We start from the raw sequence: 18,727 nt of genomic DNA, 5'->3' as shown, positions 1-18,727 counted from the left end.
TATCACAACTTCTCTTTTCTCCCCTAACACTATAATTCCTGTGTGTACACCGGCTCGTTTACGACATTTTTTGCTGTTCGCTTTTGTTGCTGCAGTAAGAAAACAGATACACCAAACAATACGAGCATGCTACCGATAATTTGCATTGCATTTAATTTTTCTCCAAGTAAGAAGAACGCAAGTATAGATGCTCCAACAGGTTCTCCTAAAATACTCATTGAAATTGTCGTTGCATTTACATAATTTAATAGCCAGTTATTAATTACATGTGACACTGTCGGCACAACCGCAAGTAAAAGAAAAACGGTCCAATCCCACTTCGTATAACCTGTAAAGGGTACTTGCAATATGACATTATAAATCCCCATAAAAAGACCTGCGAATGCAAAGACTGTAAAGCTATAAATCCAGTGTGATACTTTCTTTACTGTCGTTTGCCCGATAAATAAATAACCGACAACTGCTATTACACTTAGAAAGGATAATATGTCTCCATAAATTGCTTGCTTACTTAAACCTAAATCTCCCCAACCAATGCACATTACGCCTAGAATAGCGATTCCCATCGTTGCAATGGCTGAATATGTTGTTCTTTCTTTAAACAGAAAAAAACCTCCAACTAAAGATACGATCGGTTGAAGTGCCAAAATAATTGTTGAACTAGCAACTGTTGTATGCTTTAAAGATTCAAACCATAAAAGAAAATGAAGTGCTAAAAAGAAACCAGATCCAATTAAAAAGCCCCAATCTTTCATTTGAATCCTATTAAATTCCTCTCTTTTTTTCCATACGATAGGCAGCATAATAAGTACGATAATCCATAAGCGGTACATACTTAATATCGAAGATGGTGCTGAGGACATCTTTACAAAAACTGCTGCAAAGGAAATAGCAATTATAGAAATAGCCAATGGTAGTGCGATTGATTTTTCTTGTTTCAAATCCTGTCTCCCCTCTCACCTGTCAAAAATCCCACTTCATTATATCCGTTTTCTTTCGTAACTTAAATACTAATTTTTTAGATTCTTCGTACCATTATGGTAAAATAGAAATTAAGGCACCAATTAGTGAATATTTATTTCCTTTTTCACTACAAGCGTCGCTCTTACAATCGGTTACAGTAAATTTTTATTTAGGGGGATCTACATGAGTCAAACAATAGGGAGAATTGAAGAAATTTCATTTTATAGCGCATCACTTCAAGAAGACGTTACGCTTCTCGTTTATTTGCCAGTAAATTACACACCACTGCACAAACATACAGTCGTAATTGCACAAGATGGTAGAGATTATTTTCAGCTTGGTAAAGCGCACCGTGTAATTGAGCGCCTTCGTGAAACTGAAGAAATTGACCGTACAATTATTGTCGGTATTCCATATAAAAATGTACAGGATCGTAAAGAAAAATATTTCCCAAGTGAAGTGAAAAATGCTGCATATATTCGTTTCCTTGCTCATGAACTTGCACCATATATTGATGAAAATTATCCAACGTACCAAATGGGAAAAGGTCGTGTTTTAATTGGTGATTCTCTTGGCGGAACAGTTTCCTTTATGACTGCACTTATGTATCCGCATACATTCGGTAAAGTCGTTATGCAATCACCATTTGTGGATGAGACAGTGATGAACTTAGCAAAAGACTTCAAAGATCCACAAGCATTAGAACTGTATCACGTCATTGGTACAGAAGAAACGGCTGTAAAGCGTACTGATGGACAAGTATCTGATTTCGTAGAACCAAACCGTGAGTTAAATACACTTCTCACAGATAGAAATTTCATTACGCATTACGAGGAGTTTGAAGGTAATCATACTTGGAAATATTGGCAAACTGATTTACCGAAAGCCTTCTCTCATATTCTATCAATGAAATAATAGAGAGCAGTATTCAGAATAATTTGATATAATAGATAAAGAGATTTATTTATCTCAAAATCTAACTAGACTTACAAAGGGAGGAATTGGAACATGAAATTAGGCATTGTAATTTTTCCATCTAAAATGATTCAAGATAAAGCGAACGGATTGCGTAAGCGTTATGACCCGCACTACGCATTAGTTCCGCCACATATTACATTGAAAACACCCTTTGAGACGCAAGATGAACAATTAGAATCGATTGTAAACGAGCTACATACAATCGCAGGTAAAACGAATCCTTTCACCCTTCATGTTGGGAAAGTTGGTTCATTCGCACCTGTTAATAACGTCCTTTATTTTAAAGTAGAAAAAACACCTGAACTTACTTTCTTAAATGAAGAAATGCATGGCGGGTTATTCACACAAGAACGCGAATATGCTTTCGTACCTCACTTAACAATCGGACAAGGCTTATCAGATGCAGAGCATGCTGATGTATTGGGTCGATTACGTATGAAAGATTTCTATTATGAACAACCAATTGATCGTTTCCATCTTCTATATCAATTAGAAAATGGAACATGGACTGTACACGAAACATTCCACCTTGGAAAGGGGAACAACTAATTTGCACGCACAGATTGTACAAACGGACGAACAACTAAGAGATGCATTCTCTGTACGTAAACAAGTGTTTGTAAATGAACAACGTGTCTCTGCTGAAGAAGAGTACGATGAGTTTGAAGAAACTTCAACACACGTTGTTATATATGACAATGATGTTCCAGTTGGTGCTGGACGTTTTCGCACCCTTGATGGTATAGGGAAAATGGAACGCATTTGCGTGCTAGGTTCCCATCGTAAAAAAGGTATCGGAAAAATTGTTATGGATGCGCTTGAAGCGTATGCAAAAGAAAATTCGCTACCAAAATTGAAACTTCATGCTCAAACACATGCTGAAGATTTCTATAAAAAACTTGGCTATGTAACGAGTTCTGATGTATTTATGGAAGCAAATATCCCGCACGTCGTAATGATAAAAGAATTATAATTTGAAAGCAGGAGGTGACCCCTCCTGTTTTTTACATTGCTATTTTCTTTTTCTTCCGCTAAAGTTAAATGTTGATGCTATAGTTTTGAAGGTGAACATATGACACAAGAAAAATTTTCACAAAAATCGTTAACACACGCCGATATTCCGCGTGCGACATATCATATTCCGAAAACATCTACCCATTTAATTATGGAAGAAGATGTAGATGCGGCTTATTTCCGCGCTCTCGAACAACAAAATGTTTTTTTAAACGAAAAACAATTAGAAGCCGTGCGCACAACAGAAGGTCCTGTTCTCACACTAGCTGGTGCTGGAAGCGGGAAAACATCTGTTTTAACAACTCGCGTTGGCTATTTAGTAAATGTAAAACAAGTTCATCCACGAAATATTTTATTACTTACATTTACACAAAAAGCAGCTGAAGAAATACGAAGTCGTGTTGCGAAGTTACCGGGTATGAATCATGCAGCAAGTAGCTATGTTGTTGCTGGTACATTCCACTCTGTTTTCTTAAAATTGCTTCGTAGTCAAGGGTATAATCAGCAAATTTTAGCAAATGAAAAACATAAACAAATTATGATAAAGAAAATCTTAAAAGAATTGCGTTTAAAAGACGATTATGATGCGGAAACGATACTCGCGATGATTTCACTTGAGAAAAACAAATTAAATCGTCCGAAAGATGTAAAAGCGAAAACACCAGTGGAACAAGAATTTAAAGAAGTATATGAACGTTTTGAAGAAGTAAAACAACGATACAATTATATTGATTTCGATGACATCTTATTGGAAACATATTATATGTTAGAAAATAATGCTCCTTTACTAACTCAATTACAACAACGTTTTCACTACATTGAAGTAGATGAGTTTCAAGATACATCGTATGCACAATATGAAATTGTAAAATTGTTAGCCACACCAAGAAATAATTTGTTCATCGCAGGTGATGATGATCAAGCTATCTATGGCTGGCGAGGGGCAAGTCACCAAATTATTTTATCTTTTCCAAAAGAATTTGATAACACAACAATCATTGCACTAAATACGAATTATCGATCCAATCCCTTTATCGTCGGGCTTGGAAATGAAGTTATAAAATTAAATCAAGAACGTTTTGATAAAGAGCTATACTCCGTTCGTGAGGAAGGTGTACAACCTTTTTATTCAAGACCTGCTACGACTCTTGATGAAGCAAATCAAATTTTACAGCTCATTCAAGAAAAAGTGGATAGCGGTGAACGAAACTATAAAGATTTTTGTTTACTGTATCGCACACATTCTGTAAGCCGTTCGTTACTTGATCAGCTTACCATTCATAAAATCCCGTTTATTAAACACGGGGCGAGCCAATCATTTTATGAACATTCTTTAATTAAGCCTGTATTAGATCATTTAAGACTCGTGATTGAGCCGTTTCGACTAGAATCACTTTCAAACATATTGCCGACGATGTATATCGGACGTGATGATTGTATTTCATTTATTGAGCGTGAACAATGGAAATATGGTGAAGGCCGTTTTCCTTCTCTTCTTCATTTCTTATTATTAAATCCGAGCTTAAAACCTTTTCAAGTGAAAAAAGTAAATGAGCGTATTGATTTTATTAAATTTATTAAAGAATTAGAACCGAAAAAAGCATTAAAAGAAATCATTCATGGTAAAGGAAAATATTTAGAGTACTTACAAAGTAACGATCGTTCTTCCTTTACGATGCATAAAGACATACAAGAAGAAATGTTGGAAGAATTAATGGAGTCTGCAACTCGTTTCACCGATATTCCAGCTTATTTACAATTTATTGACGAAGCAATTCAAGGTCAAAAAGAAATGGAAGCATTAAAAACAATGCCGCAAAAAGATGCCGTTTCACTTATGTCAATTCATAACGCAAAAGGCCTTGAATTTCCATGTGTCTTTTTACTTGGAGCGAGTGATGGGATCCTGCCGCATACTTCTTCTTTAAAAGATGCAAATGATCGTGTTACGGAAACTTCTGAAGCATTAGAAGAAGAACGCCGATTACTTTATGTCGCCATTACACGTGCGAAAGAAGAACTTTACATTTCTTCTCCGCAATTTTTCAGAGGAAAGAAATTAGATATATCTCGTTTTTTATATACTGTGCGAAAAGATTTACCTGAAAAGACATCCACTAAATAAGGATGTCTTTTTTTATAATGCGTTATGTACATCCCTCCTATATAAATTCCTTGTTTTTATCATAAGAATTAACGTAATATCAACCATATCCCACTCATATTGTAATAGTGTATGTCAGAACTCACGAGAAGGAGTGAACATAATGAGCTGCAATTGTAATGAAGATCATCAACATGAGTGTGATTTCAACTGTGTATCGAATGTTGTTCGTTTTATACATGAACTACAAGAATGTGCAACGACAACATGTGGATCTGGTTGCGAAGTTCCATTTTTAGGTGCACATAACAATGCATCAGTAGCTAATACACGTCCTTTTATTTTATACACAAAAACTGGAGAACCTTTTGAAGCATTCGCACCATCTTCAAGCCTTACTAGTTGCCGATCTCCTATTTTCCGCGTAGAAAGTATAGATGATGATGACTGTGCTGTATTGCGTGTATTAACTGTAGTTTTAGGTGATGGTACCGCTGTACCACCTGGTGACGACCCAATCTGTACGTTTTTAGCTGTACCAAATGCAAGACTAATATCAACCTCCACTTGCATTACTGTTGATTTAAGTTGCTTCTGCGCTATTCAATGCTTACGCGATGTTTCTATTTAAAACTAAATAATGAGTTAAGCATGGATTGGGTGGCAGATAATTCTGCCACCCAATCCATGCTTAAAGAGTATTCTTATGTAAATTTCTTAAAATTGGGAACTTGTCTAGAACATAGAACCTGTCCTTTTCATTAACTGAAAGTAGAAACAGATAAAGGAGTGAAAAACATGTTCTCTTCTGATTGCGAATTTACTAAAATCGATTGTGAGGCGAAGCCAGCTAGTACACTACCTGCCTTTGGTTTTGCTTTCAATGCTTCTGCACCTCAGTTTGCTTCACTATTTACACCACTATTATTACCTAGCGTAAGTCCAAATCCAAATATTACTGTTCCTGTAATCAACGATACAGTAAGTGTCGGAGATGGCATTCGAATTCTACGAGCTGGTATTTATCAAATCAGTTATACATTAACAATTAGTCTTGATAACTCACCTGTTGCACCAGAAGCTGGTCGTTTCTTCTTATCATTAAATACGCCAGCTAACATTATTCCTGGATCAGGTACAGCAGTTCGTTCTAACGTTATTGGTACTGGTGAAGTAGATGTATCCAGTGGTGTTATTCTTATTAACTTAAATCCTGGTGACTTAATTCAAATTGTGCCAGTTCAGTTAATTGGAACTGTAGACATCCGCGCAGCAGCATTAACAGTTGCACAAATTAGTTAGTAAAAAGCGGTATTTCTAATACAGAAATACCGCTTTTTATATAATAAAAAACACTCACAGTAGCATGAGTGTTTCATTCTTCATATTGTTTTATTGCGTTCTTCTTTTTCCCACAATTGCATCCCTTTTTCTTCACAAATCCTTGTTGTTGTAATTGTTCTTGATATGCCTGTTGTTGTGCTTGGTGTTGTTGCTGTATATGATACCACTGCTGCAGGTCATATGAATTTTGCCTTGGATTATTGCTCACAGCAAACATCTCCTCTACTGTCAATTCTGTCTATTTACTATATGAACAACTCTTTATTTCCGTTCCCTGATTCTTTTAAACTCCGCTTTTTCTCTTATTATGAAAAAATATTATTCTCCCATAAAATATCCTGTAACTGTTTCAATGATTGCTGCTGCACCTGCAATGGCTAATAATGCAAGTAACGGCTCCGCAATGATAGGAATCCAATTATATAAAACTAATAAAAAAGCACTAACCCATACACCTGTACACCAATAACAGCTTAACAATTCACCAATCCACTTTCTTAATCCTTTACCTTTTACTTTTGTAAATGTTGATACACTTCCATCCGGCTCCGTAATCTCTAATTCATCAATAAATGGTCTTCGCAAAAAGGCTGTTATTTTATCATATACAATTAAACGAGTGAGCCTAAAAGCAGCTAACGCAAAAATAAAAAATAAAAGCCAGCTTGTAAACAGCATAATTCCACCTTCCCTTATCCTCTTTCGCCTATTTAAAAAAAAAGGTCTTGAGATTGTGACCAAATCTCCTCGACTCCAATATCTTATTAATGTAAATACAAACAAGAAGATAAGGAGTGACATTAATGAGTTGTAACGAAAATAAACACCATGGCTCTTCTCATTGTGTAGTTGACGTTGTAAAATTCATCAATGAATTACAAGATTGTTCTACAACAACATGTGGATCTGGTTGTGAAATCCCATTCTTAGGTGCACACAATACTGCATCAGTAGCTAATACACGCCCTTTTATTTTATACACAAAAACTGGAGAACCTTTTGAAGCATTCGCACCATCTGCAAGCCTTACTAGCTGCCGATCTCCAATTTTCCGTGTGGAAAGTGTAGATGACGATAGCTGTGCTGTACTACGTGTATTAACTGTAGTTTTAGGTGACAGTTCTCCGGTACCACCTGGTGACGATCCAATTTGTACGTTTTTAGCTGTACCAAATGCAAGATTAATATCTACAACTACTTGTATTACTGTTGATTTAAGCTGTTTCTGTGCAATTCAATGCTTACGCGACGTTTCTATCGTTAAGTAAACTAAAAAACTATTGGGGTGGTAGAAGCTTTCTACCACCTTTACATATTTAAAAGCCAGCCATACTAATCGATTGGATATCATCTATAGACAACCTAATATCTCTCATACTATTTTGCGGCATAATAGATACAATGCCATTACGATACGATATGATCGATCCAACATAAGAAACTGTAGTTGTTTTTATTCTGCACCTTACTTTCGGAATATAATGAGGGCGGTTTAATAAAAAATGAATTTTTTCATCATTATTCATATCCTTAAATGATTTATTATACGGGACAGTTCTTACTGGTTCTTGTTGTTCTTGTTGTTCTTGCTCTTCTTGCTCTTCTTGTTCTTCTTGTTCTGCGTGTTCTTCTTTTTCTTCTTCTATTTTTTCTTCCCCTTGCTGCTCTTCTTGTTGTTCTTGTTGTTCTTGTTGTTCTTGTTCTGTTACCTCTTCCACAGCACCGCTTACAATATTTTCTTGTCTATCACTTTGCTCTTTTTGATCTTCATTTTCAAAGTTTGTCAGGATAATCCTTTTTATTTTCGGTGCAGCAAGTTCTAAACTTACTTGCGCAATATATAACAACGGTTTTCCAACTGTTGAACTTTTATTTTTATTCTTCACACTCGTCCCTCCCACTTCCATACGTAGCTGAATAAATCGTGTACTATTATAGTTATATTCATCACGTGGTAAGAACTTTCGTTAAAAATCGTTCTTTCTCAGAACAAATAAAAAGGACAATCTCAGCATTTAGAGATTGTCCTTTAAAAATTAATATTATATTTATCCTAGGATATGATACCCTGAATCAACGTGAATGTTTTCTCCTGTTACTCCACGTGCTAAATCACTGAATAGGAATACTGCTGTATCGCCAACTTCTTCTGGAGTTGTTGTACGACGAAGTGGTGCGCGCTCCTCAATTTCTCTTAAGATTGAGTTGAAATCGCCTACACCTTTTGCAGACAACGTACGAATTGGTCCTGCAGAAATAGCGTTGACACGAATACCATGTTGACCTAAATCGTTCGCTAAATATTTCACGCTCGCTTCTAATGAAGCTTTCGCAACACCCATAACGTTATAATTTTTCACAACGCGCTCGCCGCCAAGGTATGTTAACGTTAAAATATTTCCGCCTTCTGTCATTACTTTCTTCGCTTCTCTTGCTACAGCTGTTAAAGAGAATGCACTAATATTTTGTGCAAGTAAAAATCCATCGCGAGAAGTATCTACAAATTCACCTTTTAAGTCATCGCGATTTGCAAAAGCAATACAATGTGCTACACCGTGAATAGTACCTACTTCTTGTTTAATTGTTTCAAAGCAAGCTGTAAGTTCCTCATCATTCGTTACATCACAAGGTAATACAAGTGATTCTTGTCCTTCTAATGTGTCCGCTAATTCACGAACGTTTCTTTCTAAACGTTCTCCTGCATATGTGAATATTAATTTTGCACCTGCATTATGCAAAGAGCGAGCAATTCCCCATGCAATACTTCTTTGGTTCGCAACGCCCATAACAACAAATGTTTTCCCTTGTAATAGTTCCATGATATATCCTCCCAGAAATACTTATACTTGTTATTAGTACCTGATACTATAATTATAGTACCATAAAACCGCTTAAAGGCAAACAAAAAAGTCATTAACAGAAATTTGTTAATGACTTTTGGTTTCTATAAAAAACCGCTCTAATCCTTCTTCCCAAGAAGGCATTTGTGAAAAACCATTTAATCGTAGCATGTTGTGTTGAAAAATAGAATATTTGGGCCTCGCAGCTGCAGCCCCGAATTCTTCCGTTGAAACAGGTAATACATTCACTTTCATATTTGCATACGAAAATATCTTTTGTGCAAATTCAAACCAAGAGCATGAGCCTCTGTTTGATACGTGGTATGTACCGTATAAAGAAGTATGAATGAGCTTATTAATAACCATATTTAAATCCGCCACATACGTAGGCGAGCCAACTTGATCCGCTACAACAGATATTTCATCTCTTTCTTTTCCTAATCGCATCATCGTTTTCACGAAATTATTTCCATATTTACCATATAGCCACGATGTGCGAACGATAAAATATTTATTATGTAACTCTTTGACGAACTGCTCCCCCGCATACTTAGAGGCTCCATATATATTTATCGGCGCTGGACTATGAAATTCGTCGTATCCATCTGGTCTAGCGCCTTGAAATACATAATCAGTACTAATATAAACTAGCTTCGCCCCTACTAATTGTGAAGCAACCGCTACATTTCTAGCTCCGATTGCATTTATTCTATATGCAAGATCCTGTTCTTTCTCCGCATGATCTACTTTCGTATAGGCAGCACAATGAATAATTATATGTGGTTTTATTTCTTGTACCACTTGTTGTATTCGGGATATATTTGTCACATCTAATAACTTTTTATCAAATGGATATATATCATATTCTTCAGAGTTTAACTCTTCAAATAGTTGCTTTCCTAATTGACCGTTTGCTCCTGTTATGATAACCCTCTCTTTCATGTAACATGCCCCTTACTGGTCTTTTAGTGGTTTCCACCATTCCTTATTCTTTTCATACCATTTCACCGTCTCTTGTAATCCTTGTTCAAACGTATATTTCGGTTCCCAATCAAATTCATTCTTCATTTTCTCTGCATCAATCGCATAACGACGATCGTGCCCTAAACGATCTGTAACATATTCAATGTCTTTTTTTGTTTTTCCTAAAAGAGTAATAATTTGTTCCACAACTTCTACATTTGTTTTTTCATTATTTCCACCTATATTATATACTTCTCCTACACGTCCCTTATGCAAAACAACGTCAATCGCACTGCAATGATCCGTTACATGTAACCAATCTCTTACATTTAAACCATCACCATATAACGGTAGTTTTTTTCCTTCTAGTGCATTCGTAACCATTAATGGAATTAATTTTTCAGGATACTGGTACGGTCCATAATTGTTAGAACAACGCGTTACTATAACCGGTAATTGATATGTTTTATAGTAAGATAGAGCTATCATGTCCGCGCTCGCCTTACTTGAAGAATATGGACTATTTGGAGCTAACGGCGTTTTCTCTGTGAACTTCCCTGTTTTTCCTAAAGAGCCATACACTTCATCCGTTGATACTTGCACAAATTTTATATGCGAATATTTTTTAACTAGTTCTAATAAAGTGACCGTCCCAATTACATTTGTATCATAAAAAGGAATCGGATTTTCAATACTACGGTCCACATGTGATTCAGCTGCAAAATTTACAATCACTTGTACGTCCCGCTCTTTTATAACGTGTTCTAATAGCTCTCCATTTTGAATTTCTCCCTTTACAAAAAAGTAATTCGGGTGATTCTGAAGAGATTTTACATTATTTAAATTCCCGCTATATGTTAATGCATCGTAATTAATAATTTTATATGATTCATAACTTTGTAGCATGTAATGAACGAAATTACTTCCAATAAATCCAGCCCCACCTGTTACTAATATATTCATAAACAACGCTCCTACTTAAAAACTATCTTCATATTCCTCTAATAATGGTAATATCTGATCCTTATCGGACAATATAGGATCGGTTACTGGCCAAGGAATTGCTAGATCTTTATCTTCCCAAAGTAATCCAGAGTCATGCTCTGCGCTATAATATTCATCTACTTTATACATAACGATAGTATGCGGGACAAGCGTGCAAAATCCATGTGCAAACCCTCTTGGCACTAGTAATTGCCGATGGTTATCTGCACTTAAAATATACCCTTTCCATTGTTTAAATGTTGGTGATTTTTTTCGTAAATCAACGATAACATCATAAATTGCCCCTTGCATAACTTGAATGAGTTTCGTTTGTGCTTTCGGTTTTTTTTGAAAGTGTAGTCCTCGAATCGTTCCAGCCTTAGCCGAATAAGATACGTTATCCTGTACAAATGAATACGTAATCCCTAATGTTTCTAGCACCTGCTTATTATAACTCTCTGAAAAAAAACCACGCTCGTCTCCAAATAACCTCGGTTCTAACAATTTTGCATCGGTAAAATTTGTTTCTACAACTTTCATATTCTCACCTATTCTCCGTTAAACTGTTTCCCAAAATTAATACCCCGTGCTAACGTATTCGCCTTTTGAAGCGAAGCATGAGTTCCCGCATCAGTCCACCAGCCGCTCATTTCATTATAAGTAAGTACCCCTCGTTTTAAATACCAATTATTTATATCTGTAATTTCAAGTTCTCCCCGTGCAGAAGGTTTTAATTCTTTAATATAAGAAAAGACTTTCGAATCATACAAATAAATTCCCGTAACCGCATAAGAACTTTTCGGCTCTTTCGGCTTTTCTTCAATTTCAACTATTTTTCGGTTTTGAATATGTGCTACGCCAAATCTTTCGGGATCTTCTACAGATTGCAATAGCACTTTCGCACCTTCTTTTTGATTTGCAAACTCTTCAACATACGGAAGAATATCATCTGAAAAAATATTATCCCCTAATATAACTACCATACGATCATTCCCGACGAAATCTTCACAAAGCCCTAACGCCTGTGCAATACCGCCTGCTTTATCTTGCACACGATACGTAAAGGACACTCCAAATTCATGACCACTTCCTAAAAAGCTAACAACATCCCCCATATGCTCTTTACCTGTAATAATCATAATATCTGTAATATCACATTGTTTTAGCTTATATACCGCATGATAAATCATCGGATACCGACCAACAGGAAGTAAATGTTTATTCGTTACTTTCGTTATTGGATATAATCTCGATCCAGTACCACCTGCTAAAATAATTCCTTTCACTTTGCATCTCTCCTTTATGATGGAGATAATATATCTTTGTAATGTTCTACAAACACTTTCCGGTACTTCTCATATGTATCCGCATCAAACTCATCCCCGTTGTAATGAATACACCATAAATTTGCTTGATTTGGGATACCGATTAAATAACCAGCCCTTTGAAACTCTAAAGACTGTGATATATCATAAAAGTGAAACCCTTGAAACAAATCTTCTCGCCACGGAATATCATACTGCGTTGCCATGAATAAACCATCAATTGCCTGAACTGACAAAAATGGTTGATTACCATAAAAAACCTGATCTAAATTTAATAATTGATAATTCTGTCTTCTATACTCAATCACTTTCCCTACTAAATTTTTTCCTTCCCACCATATCCCGTTATTCGGTAAAAACTGAGCTCCAGCGACTCCTATTAAACCAAGCTTTTCATTTTCTTTAAAAAGAGATATAAGTGTAGAAAACATGTCTCGATTAATAAGATATGTATCTTGATGTATATACACTTTGTATTTCGCTGGATATGAAAGGGCTCGGTTGTATGCACTCGCCATACTTTGTGCATCTCGTATCGGAAAAATTTGTACGACATAACCAGGGGGAACAAAAATATTTCTTATTTGGCTCTCACATTGTTTGAAAAGCTCCTCATTATTTACACAAACAACGACTAATATTGTATGATCTTTCATTTTTGTCCCCCCTTTTATTCTTCCTTATTTACATCTGACATATAGTGTTCCACAAATATTTTTCGATACTTTTCATAGTTCGTCATATTCACATCAAAATGATAATGGATACACCAAGCATCGCGCTGTACAGGTACACCAACTGTATATCCTGCTTTTTTAAATTCAAACGATTGAGATACATCATAAAAATCAAATCCGTCAAATAAGTCTTCTCGCCACGGAACATCATATTGTGTCGCCATTAATAAACCATCAATACATTCTACAGGAATAAATGTTTTTGATTCATGATACGGTTGTTCTAAACTTGCCATATAAAACAAATCATTCATATAACCAATGACCTTCCCTACAATTCCACGCCCTTCGTTCCATACACCAGTCGGAGGAACATATTGCGCTCCAACCATCCCAATCATCCCAAGGTGTTCATGTTCCTCAAATAATTGAAGTAATCCGTATAAAAAAGCCCTATTTATAATAAAAACATCTTGATGTAAATAAACTTTATACTTCGCAGGATGCGAAATGGCTTGATTGTATCCACTCGTCATACTTTTCGCATTTCGAATCGGCATAAATTGGACAATATATCCTGGCGGTACTAACAATTGCAATATATGTCGCACGCAGTTTGCATACAATTTCCGATCATTTATACATGTAACAAATAATATTGTTTTGTCTGCAGCACTCATAATTGTGATTTTTCAGCTTCAATAATATACTGAAATACAACTGTCTCAGCCATGAAGCCACTTCCAAGACGATATTTTTTACAAATTCCATATAACTCCTCAATAAGTGGTTCATACATTTTATGATCAACATATACACGATCTACTTTACTAATTGAATATCCTGCTTTTAAAAACATTCTTAGCATTTCATTGAATGTAAAGAAACGAATATGTGTTTTATCTAATAAACCATATTCTGTATACGTCCAATTTCCAGCAAGTAAGGGAGCTAATACTGAAATATGAGCAACGTTTGGTATACTTGCTAAAATCACACCATTTTGCTTTATATATGGCTTTACTTTTTCTATTACAGCCCACGGATCAAATAAATGCTCTAATACATCCCCAAATATGACGCAATCAAATTGCCCCTCCTCATAAGGAAGATCTATTTTTTCTATATCCCCTAAAATAACATGATCTAGTCTTTCTTTCGCTTTTTCTGCCGCCTCTGGAAATGCCTCAATTCCTGATACACGTGTACCATTTTCTTTAATAGCCGCTCCCAATGCACCGCTCGAGCAACCAATATCAAGAACTTCTTTCCATTCCTTTTTTATATGCTTTAATAAATTCGGATTCGCTGCATTATAATAATGCTCGGATTTTTCTTCATATAAAGAACTTTTTTCGCGATTCATTTCACACACTCCTTATGCAAATTGAATTAGAAATATAAATCTCATATGAATTCTATAAAGTGCAGATTTTGTTCATCCTCCACTGATTATTAGCCCACAAATAGCAGTATAAAATCTTTTATCTATATTGGTTACGTTACCGATACTCTAATATATAACCAATCTATTAGAGTTAGAATAAAGATACATCATTTCTAAGAAACGAAACCTATTACACTTTATACGGTTTATCAAAAACCCCCCGAAAATATTTACGGTTATATTCAATTGCAGCATTATTCGGAACATAAGAAGCTGCTAATTCATTGTAATAATACGCTTTATCCTGCTCTCCTAACCTGCTATAACAAATACACATTTGTAAATAGGGTAGCCATGTGTAGCTAGCTGGACTATGGAAAGGACTTTCCGTTGCCATCGGTACTTCCGTTGCAAGTTTAAACCAAAATATCGCTTCATTATATTTTTCTTGTTCCATATATATATATCCTATTCTTGTACAATTCTCTCCTCTAGGGACGTCATACCGAAACGACTTCACACAAGATTCGATTGCCTTCTCCCACATTCCGAGCTTCGCATAGCAATCTCCTAGCTTACCACATGCATAAATTTTTTCTTCATACCATCCTTCGTCTTGATTAAGAAATGTTTCATATAGAAGAACTGCATCATCATATTTTTGGTTATCCGTAGATTCATTTGCGTAATAAAATAAATCTCTCGGACTCAATTCTTCACCTGCAGCTACAGTATTTTGAAAAATTTTCAAATTACGATCTGTTACTTTTTTTTCTTTTTTATGTGTAATAGCAACATTACTACTAAAAACCTCACCAGAAATAGCCAAATACTCATGAACCTTTCCAAACCATTGAAATTGTTTTTCACGCTTTACAAGTCGATTTCTTTTTGTACAATATAAAGGTTTCCCGTTAGAATCCATTGCAAGGTGATAAGGCATCGAAACAGCATCAATTTTAGGATCTAATTCTCTTTTTAAAAGTTTCAATGCTTCTTGAGCATCTTCTAATAATACGTCATCTGCATCTAGCCACAATATATACTCTTGCGTCGCTTTTGAAAAAGAAAAATTTCTTGCTGCTGCAAAATCATCAATCCACTGGAAATCATATATGTTAGAAGTGTATTTCTCTACGATTTCTTTCGTTCGATCGACGGAACCTGTATCAACTACTATAATTTCATCCACAATTTTTTCAACTGTTTCTAAACAACGGGCTATTGTCTCCTCCTCATCTCGAACAATCATACATAAACTAATTGTAATTCCTTGCTTGTTCAACATAATCACCCTCTTCCAAATCAATCATATGTTATACATATACTAAACTTTCCATTTTTTTAAATTGTTCAAGTAGTTTAAGATTTCTTTTCAATAATTCAAATGTCCGTGTCATTTTCTTTCGGTTTTGCATCTACTATATAATGAACGCTTTATGGAGGTGAATTTATGTCAAATAATAATTATTCAAATGGATTAAATCCCGATGAATCTTTATCAGCTAGTGCATTTGACCCTAATCTTGTAGGACCTACATTACCACCGATACCACCGTTTACCCTTCCGACTGGGCCAACCGGGCCGACTGGACCGACTGGACCTACGGGGCCTACTGGTGACACTGGGGCTACTGGACCTACGGGGCCTACTGGTGTCACTGGGACTACTGGACCTACGGGGCCTACTGGTGTCACTGGGTCTACTGGACCTACGGGGCCTACTGGTGTCACTGGGGCTACTGGACCTACGGGGCCTACTGGTGACACTGGAGCTACTGGACCTACGGGGCCTACTGGGGCTACTGGACCGACTGGACCGACTGGCCCATCCGGACTAGGACTTCCAGCAGGATTGTATGCATTTAACTCCGCTGGAATTTCTTTAGATCTTGGACTTAATGCTCCAGTACCATTTAATACTGTTGGATCTCAGTTTGGTACAGCAATTTCTCAATTAGATGCTGATACTTTCGTTATTGCTGAAACTGGATTCTATAAAATCACTGTTATCGTATATACTGCGGCAATAAGTGTATTAGGGGGGCTTACAATCCAAGTAAATGGGGTATCTGTACCAGGTACTGGGGCTACTTTAATCTCAGTTGGAGCACCTATCGTTGTTCAAGCAATTACGCAAATTACGACAACTCCATCATTAGTTGAAGTAATCGTTACAGGACTTGGGCTATCATTAGCTCTTGGTACAAATGCATCTATTATTATTGAAAAAGTTGCTTAATTTTTTACTTAGCAGTAAAACTGTTATCAGTTTTACTGCTTTTTCAATTTTAAATTCAATCATGAAACATTCGCTATCTACATAATCATATTGTTGTATGACATTTTGCAGGAGGCACAAATATGGAAAGTAAATCTGCGGTTCAGCTTTATCTCGAATTGCTAAAGAAGACAATTTTATTTGAAATATGGTTGGAATATGAGGCATACTTACCCGCATCTCTACATATTTCGAAAGAACTAGAATTCGAACCAGTTACAGTCCCCCTCCCTTTATTCATTAAGCAATATGCTGAAAACCATAACTTAAAAATTGTAAAACCAAATGTTTCAAAAAGTGAACGTCATGATGGAATGGATTGGCCAAGAGCAGCACATAGCATGATTGGTCGAGAACGTATGAACCAATTACAAGAGGCAATGGAAACCGTTGTTCGTGAAAATATAGAAGGAGATTTTATTGAAACAGGTGTATGGCGCGGAGGATCATGCATTTTTATGAATGGTTTTTTACAAGCAAACAACATTACGAATCGTAATGTGTGGGTCGCAGATTCATTTGAAGGTTTGCCAGCACCGAATCTAGAACAATATCCAAAAGATTACGGTGATTATTTACACACATTCGATTACTTACGCGTCTCTTTAGAACAAGTACAAGAGAATTTCAAAAAATATGATTTACTAAATGATCAAGTGAAATTTTTAAAAGGCTGGTTTAAAGATACTTTACCAACAGCACCAATTGAAAAAATAGCAATTGCACGGCTTGATGGTGATATGTACGAATCTACAATGGATGGTCTCGTGAACTTATATGATAAAGTTTCTAAAGGTGGCTATATAATTATCGATGACTACGGGCTACCGCCATGCGCTGAGGCTGTGACAGACTTTAGAAATCAACGGAATTTAAAAGCCCCTATTACTAAAATTGATGTATTTGGCGTTTATTGGAGAAAAGAATAAAAAAAGATTTAATCTATAGGAGATTCCATTTCTACTCATCCTTCTCTCACTTCTAATCCAATTAAGTATTCTTTTTCGGAATCTCCTTACATATAACAATGGTTTTCCTGTGTTCTCTCACTACAAATTGAAAATTTTATTAATAGATTTACTGCATCTTCTCATACAAGAAAGGGGTATACTCATGAGCGAACTTAACAAAGAAATGACTTTACTCCCCCCTCCTGAACTCGTCCAGTATGTAGGTGGCGACTTCAAAAAAGTTGGAAAAGAGTTCCTAAAGCATTTTATTCAAATTGGCGCTTTAAAATCAAATGAAAAAGTATTAGATGTAGGCTGCGGCGTCGGCCGAATGGCTGTACCATTATTGAATTACTTAAATGATGATGGAGCGTATTATGGATTTGATTTGTTTAAAGATGGAATTATTTGGTGTCAAAATAACATTTCAACTATGCGTAATAATTTTCACTTTGAACATGTTGACATATACAATCAATTCTATAATCCAGAAGGAACAGAAGATGCCTCTCAATATCGTTTTCCCTATGAAGATGGGACATTCGATTTTATCTTTTTAACTTCTGTATTTACACATCTTCTCCCAAAAGAATTAGAACATTACGTATCTGAAATTGTACGTGTATTAAAAAAAGACGGGAGATGTTTCATTACATTCTTTCTAATAAATCCTGAATCGTCCTATTATTTAAATGCAGGACAAAGTACATTAGGTTTTTATCATCGAATTGAAAATTGCTACGTTGTGAATAAAGATATTCCAAATTTTGCAGTTGCTTATCCTGAGACAGATATTTGCAATCTATTGAATAAGTACGGCCTAGAAATAATCAATAAGCCGCATTACGGTTTATGGTGCGGCAGACATGAATATACAAGTTACCAAGATATTGTTCTTACAAAAAAAAACTTCTGAA

General features: G+C 35.7%; 23 protein-coding genes. 10 read left to right on the top strand and 13 right to left on the bottom strand.

What is annotated here, in order from left to right; all coding sequences use genetic code 11:
- Positions 1-29 precede the first annotated feature (29 nt).
- Positions 30-941: a DMT family transporter gene (locus BM089_RS01730; protein ID WP_000806939.1), complete on the bottom strand. Its 912-nt coding sequence runs from the start codon at positions 939-941 to the stop codon at positions 30-32.
- Positions 942-1,146: 205 nt separating this feature from the next.
- Between BM089_RS01730 and BM089_RS01725 the strand changes: the two genes are divergently transcribed.
- The 6 genes from BM089_RS01725 to exsF all read left to right on the top strand — a co-directional run bounded on the left by BM089_RS01725 (position 1,147) and on the right by exsF (position 6,361).
- A complete protein-coding gene (locus BM089_RS01725; RefSeq protein ID WP_000084015.1) occupies positions 1,147-1,878 on the top strand; it encodes an alpha/beta hydrolase in 732 nt (243 codons plus the stop codon).
- 93 nt (positions 1,879-1,971) lie between these two features.
- Positions 1,972-2,490, top strand: a complete 519-nt coding sequence (locus tag BM089_RS01720) for a YjcG family protein (protein ID WP_000765871.1) — start codon at positions 1,972-1,974, stop codon at positions 2,488-2,490.
- Between the two features lies 1 nt (position 2,491).
- The gene (locus BM089_RS01715) at positions 2,492-2,914 is read left to right on the top strand and encodes a GNAT family N-acetyltransferase (RefSeq protein ID WP_000543305.1); all 423 of its coding nucleotides are present in this window, start codon (positions 2,492-2,494) and stop codon (positions 2,912-2,914) included.
- Between the two features lie 99 nt (positions 2,915-3,013).
- Positions 3,014-5,080: an ATP-dependent helicase gene (locus BM089_RS01710; RefSeq protein WP_072939702.1), complete on the top strand. Its 2,067-nt coding sequence runs from the start codon at positions 3,014-3,016 to the stop codon at positions 5,078-5,080.
- Positions 5,081-5,222: 142 nt separating this feature from the next.
- The gene (cotY, locus tag BM089_RS01705; protein ID WP_001277719.1) at positions 5,223-5,690 is read left to right on the top strand and encodes a spore coat protein CotY; all 468 of its coding nucleotides are present in this window, start codon (positions 5,223-5,225) and stop codon (positions 5,688-5,690) included.
- Between the two features lie 167 nt (positions 5,691-5,857).
- The gene (gene exsF / locus BM089_RS01700) at positions 5,858-6,361 is read left to right on the top strand and encodes an exosporium protein ExsF (protein ID WP_000492939.1); all 504 of its coding nucleotides are present in this window, start codon (positions 5,858-5,860) and stop codon (positions 6,359-6,361) included.
- 73 nt (positions 6,362-6,434) lie between these two features.
- Here the strand turns inward: exsF and BM089_RS01695 are convergent, their stop codons facing one another.
- On the bottom strand, positions 6,435-6,620 hold the full coding sequence (locus tag BM089_RS01695) for a hypothetical protein (RefSeq protein ID WP_023521433.1): 186 nt from the start codon (positions 6,618-6,620) through the stop codon (positions 6,435-6,437).
- A 101-nt stretch (positions 6,621-6,721) separates the two neighbouring features.
- Positions 6,722-7,081, bottom strand: coding sequence for a DUF1360 domain-containing protein (locus tag BM089_RS01690; RefSeq protein ID WP_000899660.1), 360 nt, complete (start codon positions 7,079-7,081; stop codon positions 6,722-6,724).
- A 125-nt stretch (positions 7,082-7,206) separates the two neighbouring features.
- On the opposite strand from BM089_RS01690, the gene exsY reads away from it, so the two are divergent.
- Positions 7,207-7,671: an exosporium assembly protein ExsY gene (gene exsY / locus BM089_RS01685; protein ID WP_001277740.1), complete on the top strand. Its 465-nt coding sequence runs from the start codon at positions 7,207-7,209 to the stop codon at positions 7,669-7,671.
- A gap of 48 nt (positions 7,672-7,719) precedes the next feature.
- Here exsY and BM089_RS01680 read toward each other — a convergent pair whose 3' ends face one another.
- From BM089_RS01680 to BM089_RS01635, 10 genes are all read right to left on the bottom strand, one after another.
- Entirely contained in the window at positions 7,720-8,310 is a 591-nt protein-coding gene (locus tag BM089_RS01680; RefSeq protein WP_090975826.1) for a spore coat CotO family protein, read from the bottom strand.
- A 141-nt stretch (positions 8,311-8,451) separates the two neighbouring features.
- On the bottom strand, positions 8,452-9,222 hold the full coding sequence (gene fabI / locus BM089_RS01675; protein WP_000421885.1) for an enoyl-ACP reductase FabI: 771 nt from the start codon (positions 9,220-9,222) through the stop codon (positions 8,452-8,454).
- 108 nt (positions 9,223-9,330) lie between these two features.
- The gene (gene rfbD / locus BM089_RS01670) at positions 9,331-10,185 is read right to left on the bottom strand and encodes a dTDP-4-dehydrorhamnose reductase (RefSeq protein ID WP_000664659.1); all 855 of its coding nucleotides are present in this window, start codon (positions 10,183-10,185) and stop codon (positions 9,331-9,333) included.
- Positions 10,186-10,197: 12 nt separating this feature from the next.
- Positions 10,198-11,169: a dTDP-glucose 4,6-dehydratase gene (rfbB, locus tag BM089_RS01665; RefSeq protein ID WP_090975824.1), complete on the bottom strand. Its 972-nt coding sequence runs from the start codon at positions 11,167-11,169 to the stop codon at positions 10,198-10,200.
- Positions 11,170-11,184: 15 nt separating this feature from the next.
- On the bottom strand, positions 11,185-11,730 hold the full coding sequence (gene rfbC, locus BM089_RS01660) for a dTDP-4-dehydrorhamnose 3,5-epimerase (protein WP_090975822.1): 546 nt from the start codon (positions 11,728-11,730) through the stop codon (positions 11,185-11,187).
- Between the two features lie 8 nt (positions 11,731-11,738).
- Positions 11,739-12,476 carry a sugar phosphate nucleotidyltransferase gene (locus BM089_RS01655; RefSeq protein ID WP_053565006.1) on the bottom strand — a complete coding sequence of 246 codons (738 nt, stop codon included), beginning with the start codon at positions 12,474-12,476 and terminating at the stop codon, positions 11,739-11,741.
- 14 nt (positions 12,477-12,490) lie between these two features.
- Positions 12,491-13,171 (bottom strand): glycosyltransferase family protein, encoded by a 681-nt coding sequence (locus BM089_RS01650; protein ID WP_000651522.1) that lies wholly within the window; start codon positions 13,169-13,171, stop codon positions 12,491-12,493.
- Positions 13,172-13,185: 14 nt separating this feature from the next.
- Positions 13,186-13,872 (bottom strand): glycosyltransferase family protein, encoded by a 687-nt coding sequence (locus tag BM089_RS01645; RefSeq protein WP_001271183.1) that lies wholly within the window; start codon positions 13,870-13,872, stop codon positions 13,186-13,188.
- Entirely contained in the window at positions 13,869-14,558 is a 690-nt protein-coding gene (locus tag BM089_RS01640; protein ID WP_001078430.1) for a class I SAM-dependent methyltransferase, read from the bottom strand. The genes BM089_RS01645 and BM089_RS01640 overlap by 4 nt, the downstream gene beginning before the upstream one ends.
- A 211-nt stretch (positions 14,559-14,769) precedes the next feature.
- Entirely contained in the window at positions 14,770-15,867 is a 1,098-nt protein-coding gene (locus tag BM089_RS01635) for a glycosyltransferase (protein ID WP_090975820.1), read from the bottom strand.
- A gap of 165 nt (positions 15,868-16,032) precedes the next feature.
- On the opposite strand from BM089_RS01635, the gene BM089_RS01630 reads away from it, so the two are divergent.
- The 3 genes from BM089_RS01630 (at position 16,033) to BM089_RS01620 (ending at position 18,726) form a co-directional block, all read left to right on the top strand.
- Positions 16,033-16,821: a BclA C-terminal domain-containing protein gene (locus BM089_RS01630; RefSeq protein WP_090975818.1), complete on the top strand. Its 789-nt coding sequence runs from the start codon at positions 16,033-16,035 to the stop codon at positions 16,819-16,821.
- 122 nt (positions 16,822-16,943) lie between these two features.
- On the top strand, positions 16,944-17,789 hold the full coding sequence (locus tag BM089_RS01625) for a TylF/MycF family methyltransferase (protein ID WP_000444386.1): 846 nt from the start codon (positions 16,944-16,946) through the stop codon (positions 17,787-17,789).
- Between the two features lie 184 nt (positions 17,790-17,973).
- Complete coding sequence (locus tag BM089_RS01620) at positions 17,974-18,726, top strand: class I SAM-dependent methyltransferase (protein ID WP_065228468.1); 753 nt, start codon at positions 17,974-17,976, stop codon at positions 18,724-18,726.
- Position 18,727: the final 1 nt, after the last annotated feature.

This window comes from Bacillus sp. 5mfcol3.1 (assembly GCF_900114335.1).
GTDB lineage: Bacteria > Bacillota > Bacilli > Bacillales > Bacillaceae_G > Bacillus_A > Bacillus_A thuringiensis_S.
This window is presented reverse-complemented; position numbering and strand designations above follow the sequence as displayed.

Bases quoted from the DNA above. Each gene is read 5' to 3' on its own strand.
- BM089_RS01725 (WP_000084015.1), top strand. From the start codon at position 1,147: ATGAGTCAAACAATAGGGAGAATTGAAGAAATTTCATTTTATAGCGCA.
- BM089_RS01720 (WP_000765871.1), top strand. From the start codon at position 1,972: ATGAAATTAGGCATTGTAATTTTTCCATCTAAAATGATTCAAGATAAA.
- BM089_RS01710 (WP_072939702.1), top strand. From the start codon at position 3,014: ATGACACAAGAAAAATTTTCACAAAAATCGTTAACACACGCCGATATT.
- cotY (WP_001277719.1), top strand. From the start codon at position 5,223: ATGAGCTGCAATTGTAATGAAGATCATCAACATGAGTGTGATTTCAAC.
- exsF (WP_000492939.1), top strand. From the start codon at position 5,858: ATGTTCTCTTCTGATTGCGAATTTACTAAAATCGATTGTGAGGCGAAG.
- BM089_RS01695 (WP_023521433.1), bottom strand. From the start codon at position 6,620: ATGTTTGCTGTGAGCAATAATCCAAGGCAAAATTCATATGACCTGCAG.
- BM089_RS01690 (WP_000899660.1), bottom strand. From the start codon at position 7,081: ATGCTGTTTACAAGCTGGCTTTTATTTTTTATTTTTGCGTTAGCTGCT.
- exsY (WP_001277740.1), top strand. From the start codon at position 7,207: ATGAGTTGTAACGAAAATAAACACCATGGCTCTTCTCATTGTGTAGTT.
- BM089_RS01680 (WP_090975826.1), bottom strand. From the start codon at position 8,310: ATGGAAGTGGGAGGGACGAGTGTGAAGAATAAAAATAAAAGTTCAACA.
- fabI (WP_000421885.1), bottom strand. From the start codon at position 9,222: ATGGAACTATTACAAGGGAAAACATTTGTTGTTATGGGCGTTGCGAAC.
- rfbD (WP_000664659.1), bottom strand. From the start codon at position 10,185: ATGAAAGAGAGGGTTATCATAACAGGAGCAAACGGTCAATTAGGAAAG.
- rfbB (WP_090975824.1), bottom strand. From the start codon at position 11,169: ATGAATATATTAGTAACAGGTGGGGCTGGATTTATTGGAAGTAATTTC.
- rfbC (WP_090975822.1), bottom strand. From the start codon at position 11,730: ATGAAAGTTGTAGAAACAAATTTTACCGATGCAAAATTGTTAGAACCG.
- BM089_RS01650 (WP_000651522.1), bottom strand. From the start codon at position 13,171: ATGAAAGATCATACAATATTAGTCGTTGTTTGTGTAAATAATGAGGAG.
- BM089_RS01645 (WP_001271183.1), bottom strand. From the start codon at position 13,872: ATGAGTGCTGCAGACAAAACAATATTATTTGTTACATGTATAAATGAT.
- BM089_RS01640 (WP_001078430.1), bottom strand. From the start codon at position 14,558: ATGAATCGCGAAAAAAGTTCTTTATATGAAGAAAAATCCGAGCATTAT.
- BM089_RS01635 (WP_090975820.1), bottom strand. From the start codon at position 15,867: ATGTTGAACAAGCAAGGAATTACAATTAGTTTATGTATGATTGTTCGA.
- BM089_RS01630 (WP_090975818.1), top strand. From the start codon at position 16,033: ATGTCAAATAATAATTATTCAAATGGATTAAATCCCGATGAATCTTTA.
- BM089_RS01625 (WP_000444386.1), top strand. From the start codon at position 16,944: ATGGAAAGTAAATCTGCGGTTCAGCTTTATCTCGAATTGCTAAAGAAG.
- BM089_RS01620 (WP_065228468.1), top strand. From the start codon at position 17,974: ATGAGCGAACTTAACAAAGAAATGACTTTACTCCCCCCTCCTGAACTC.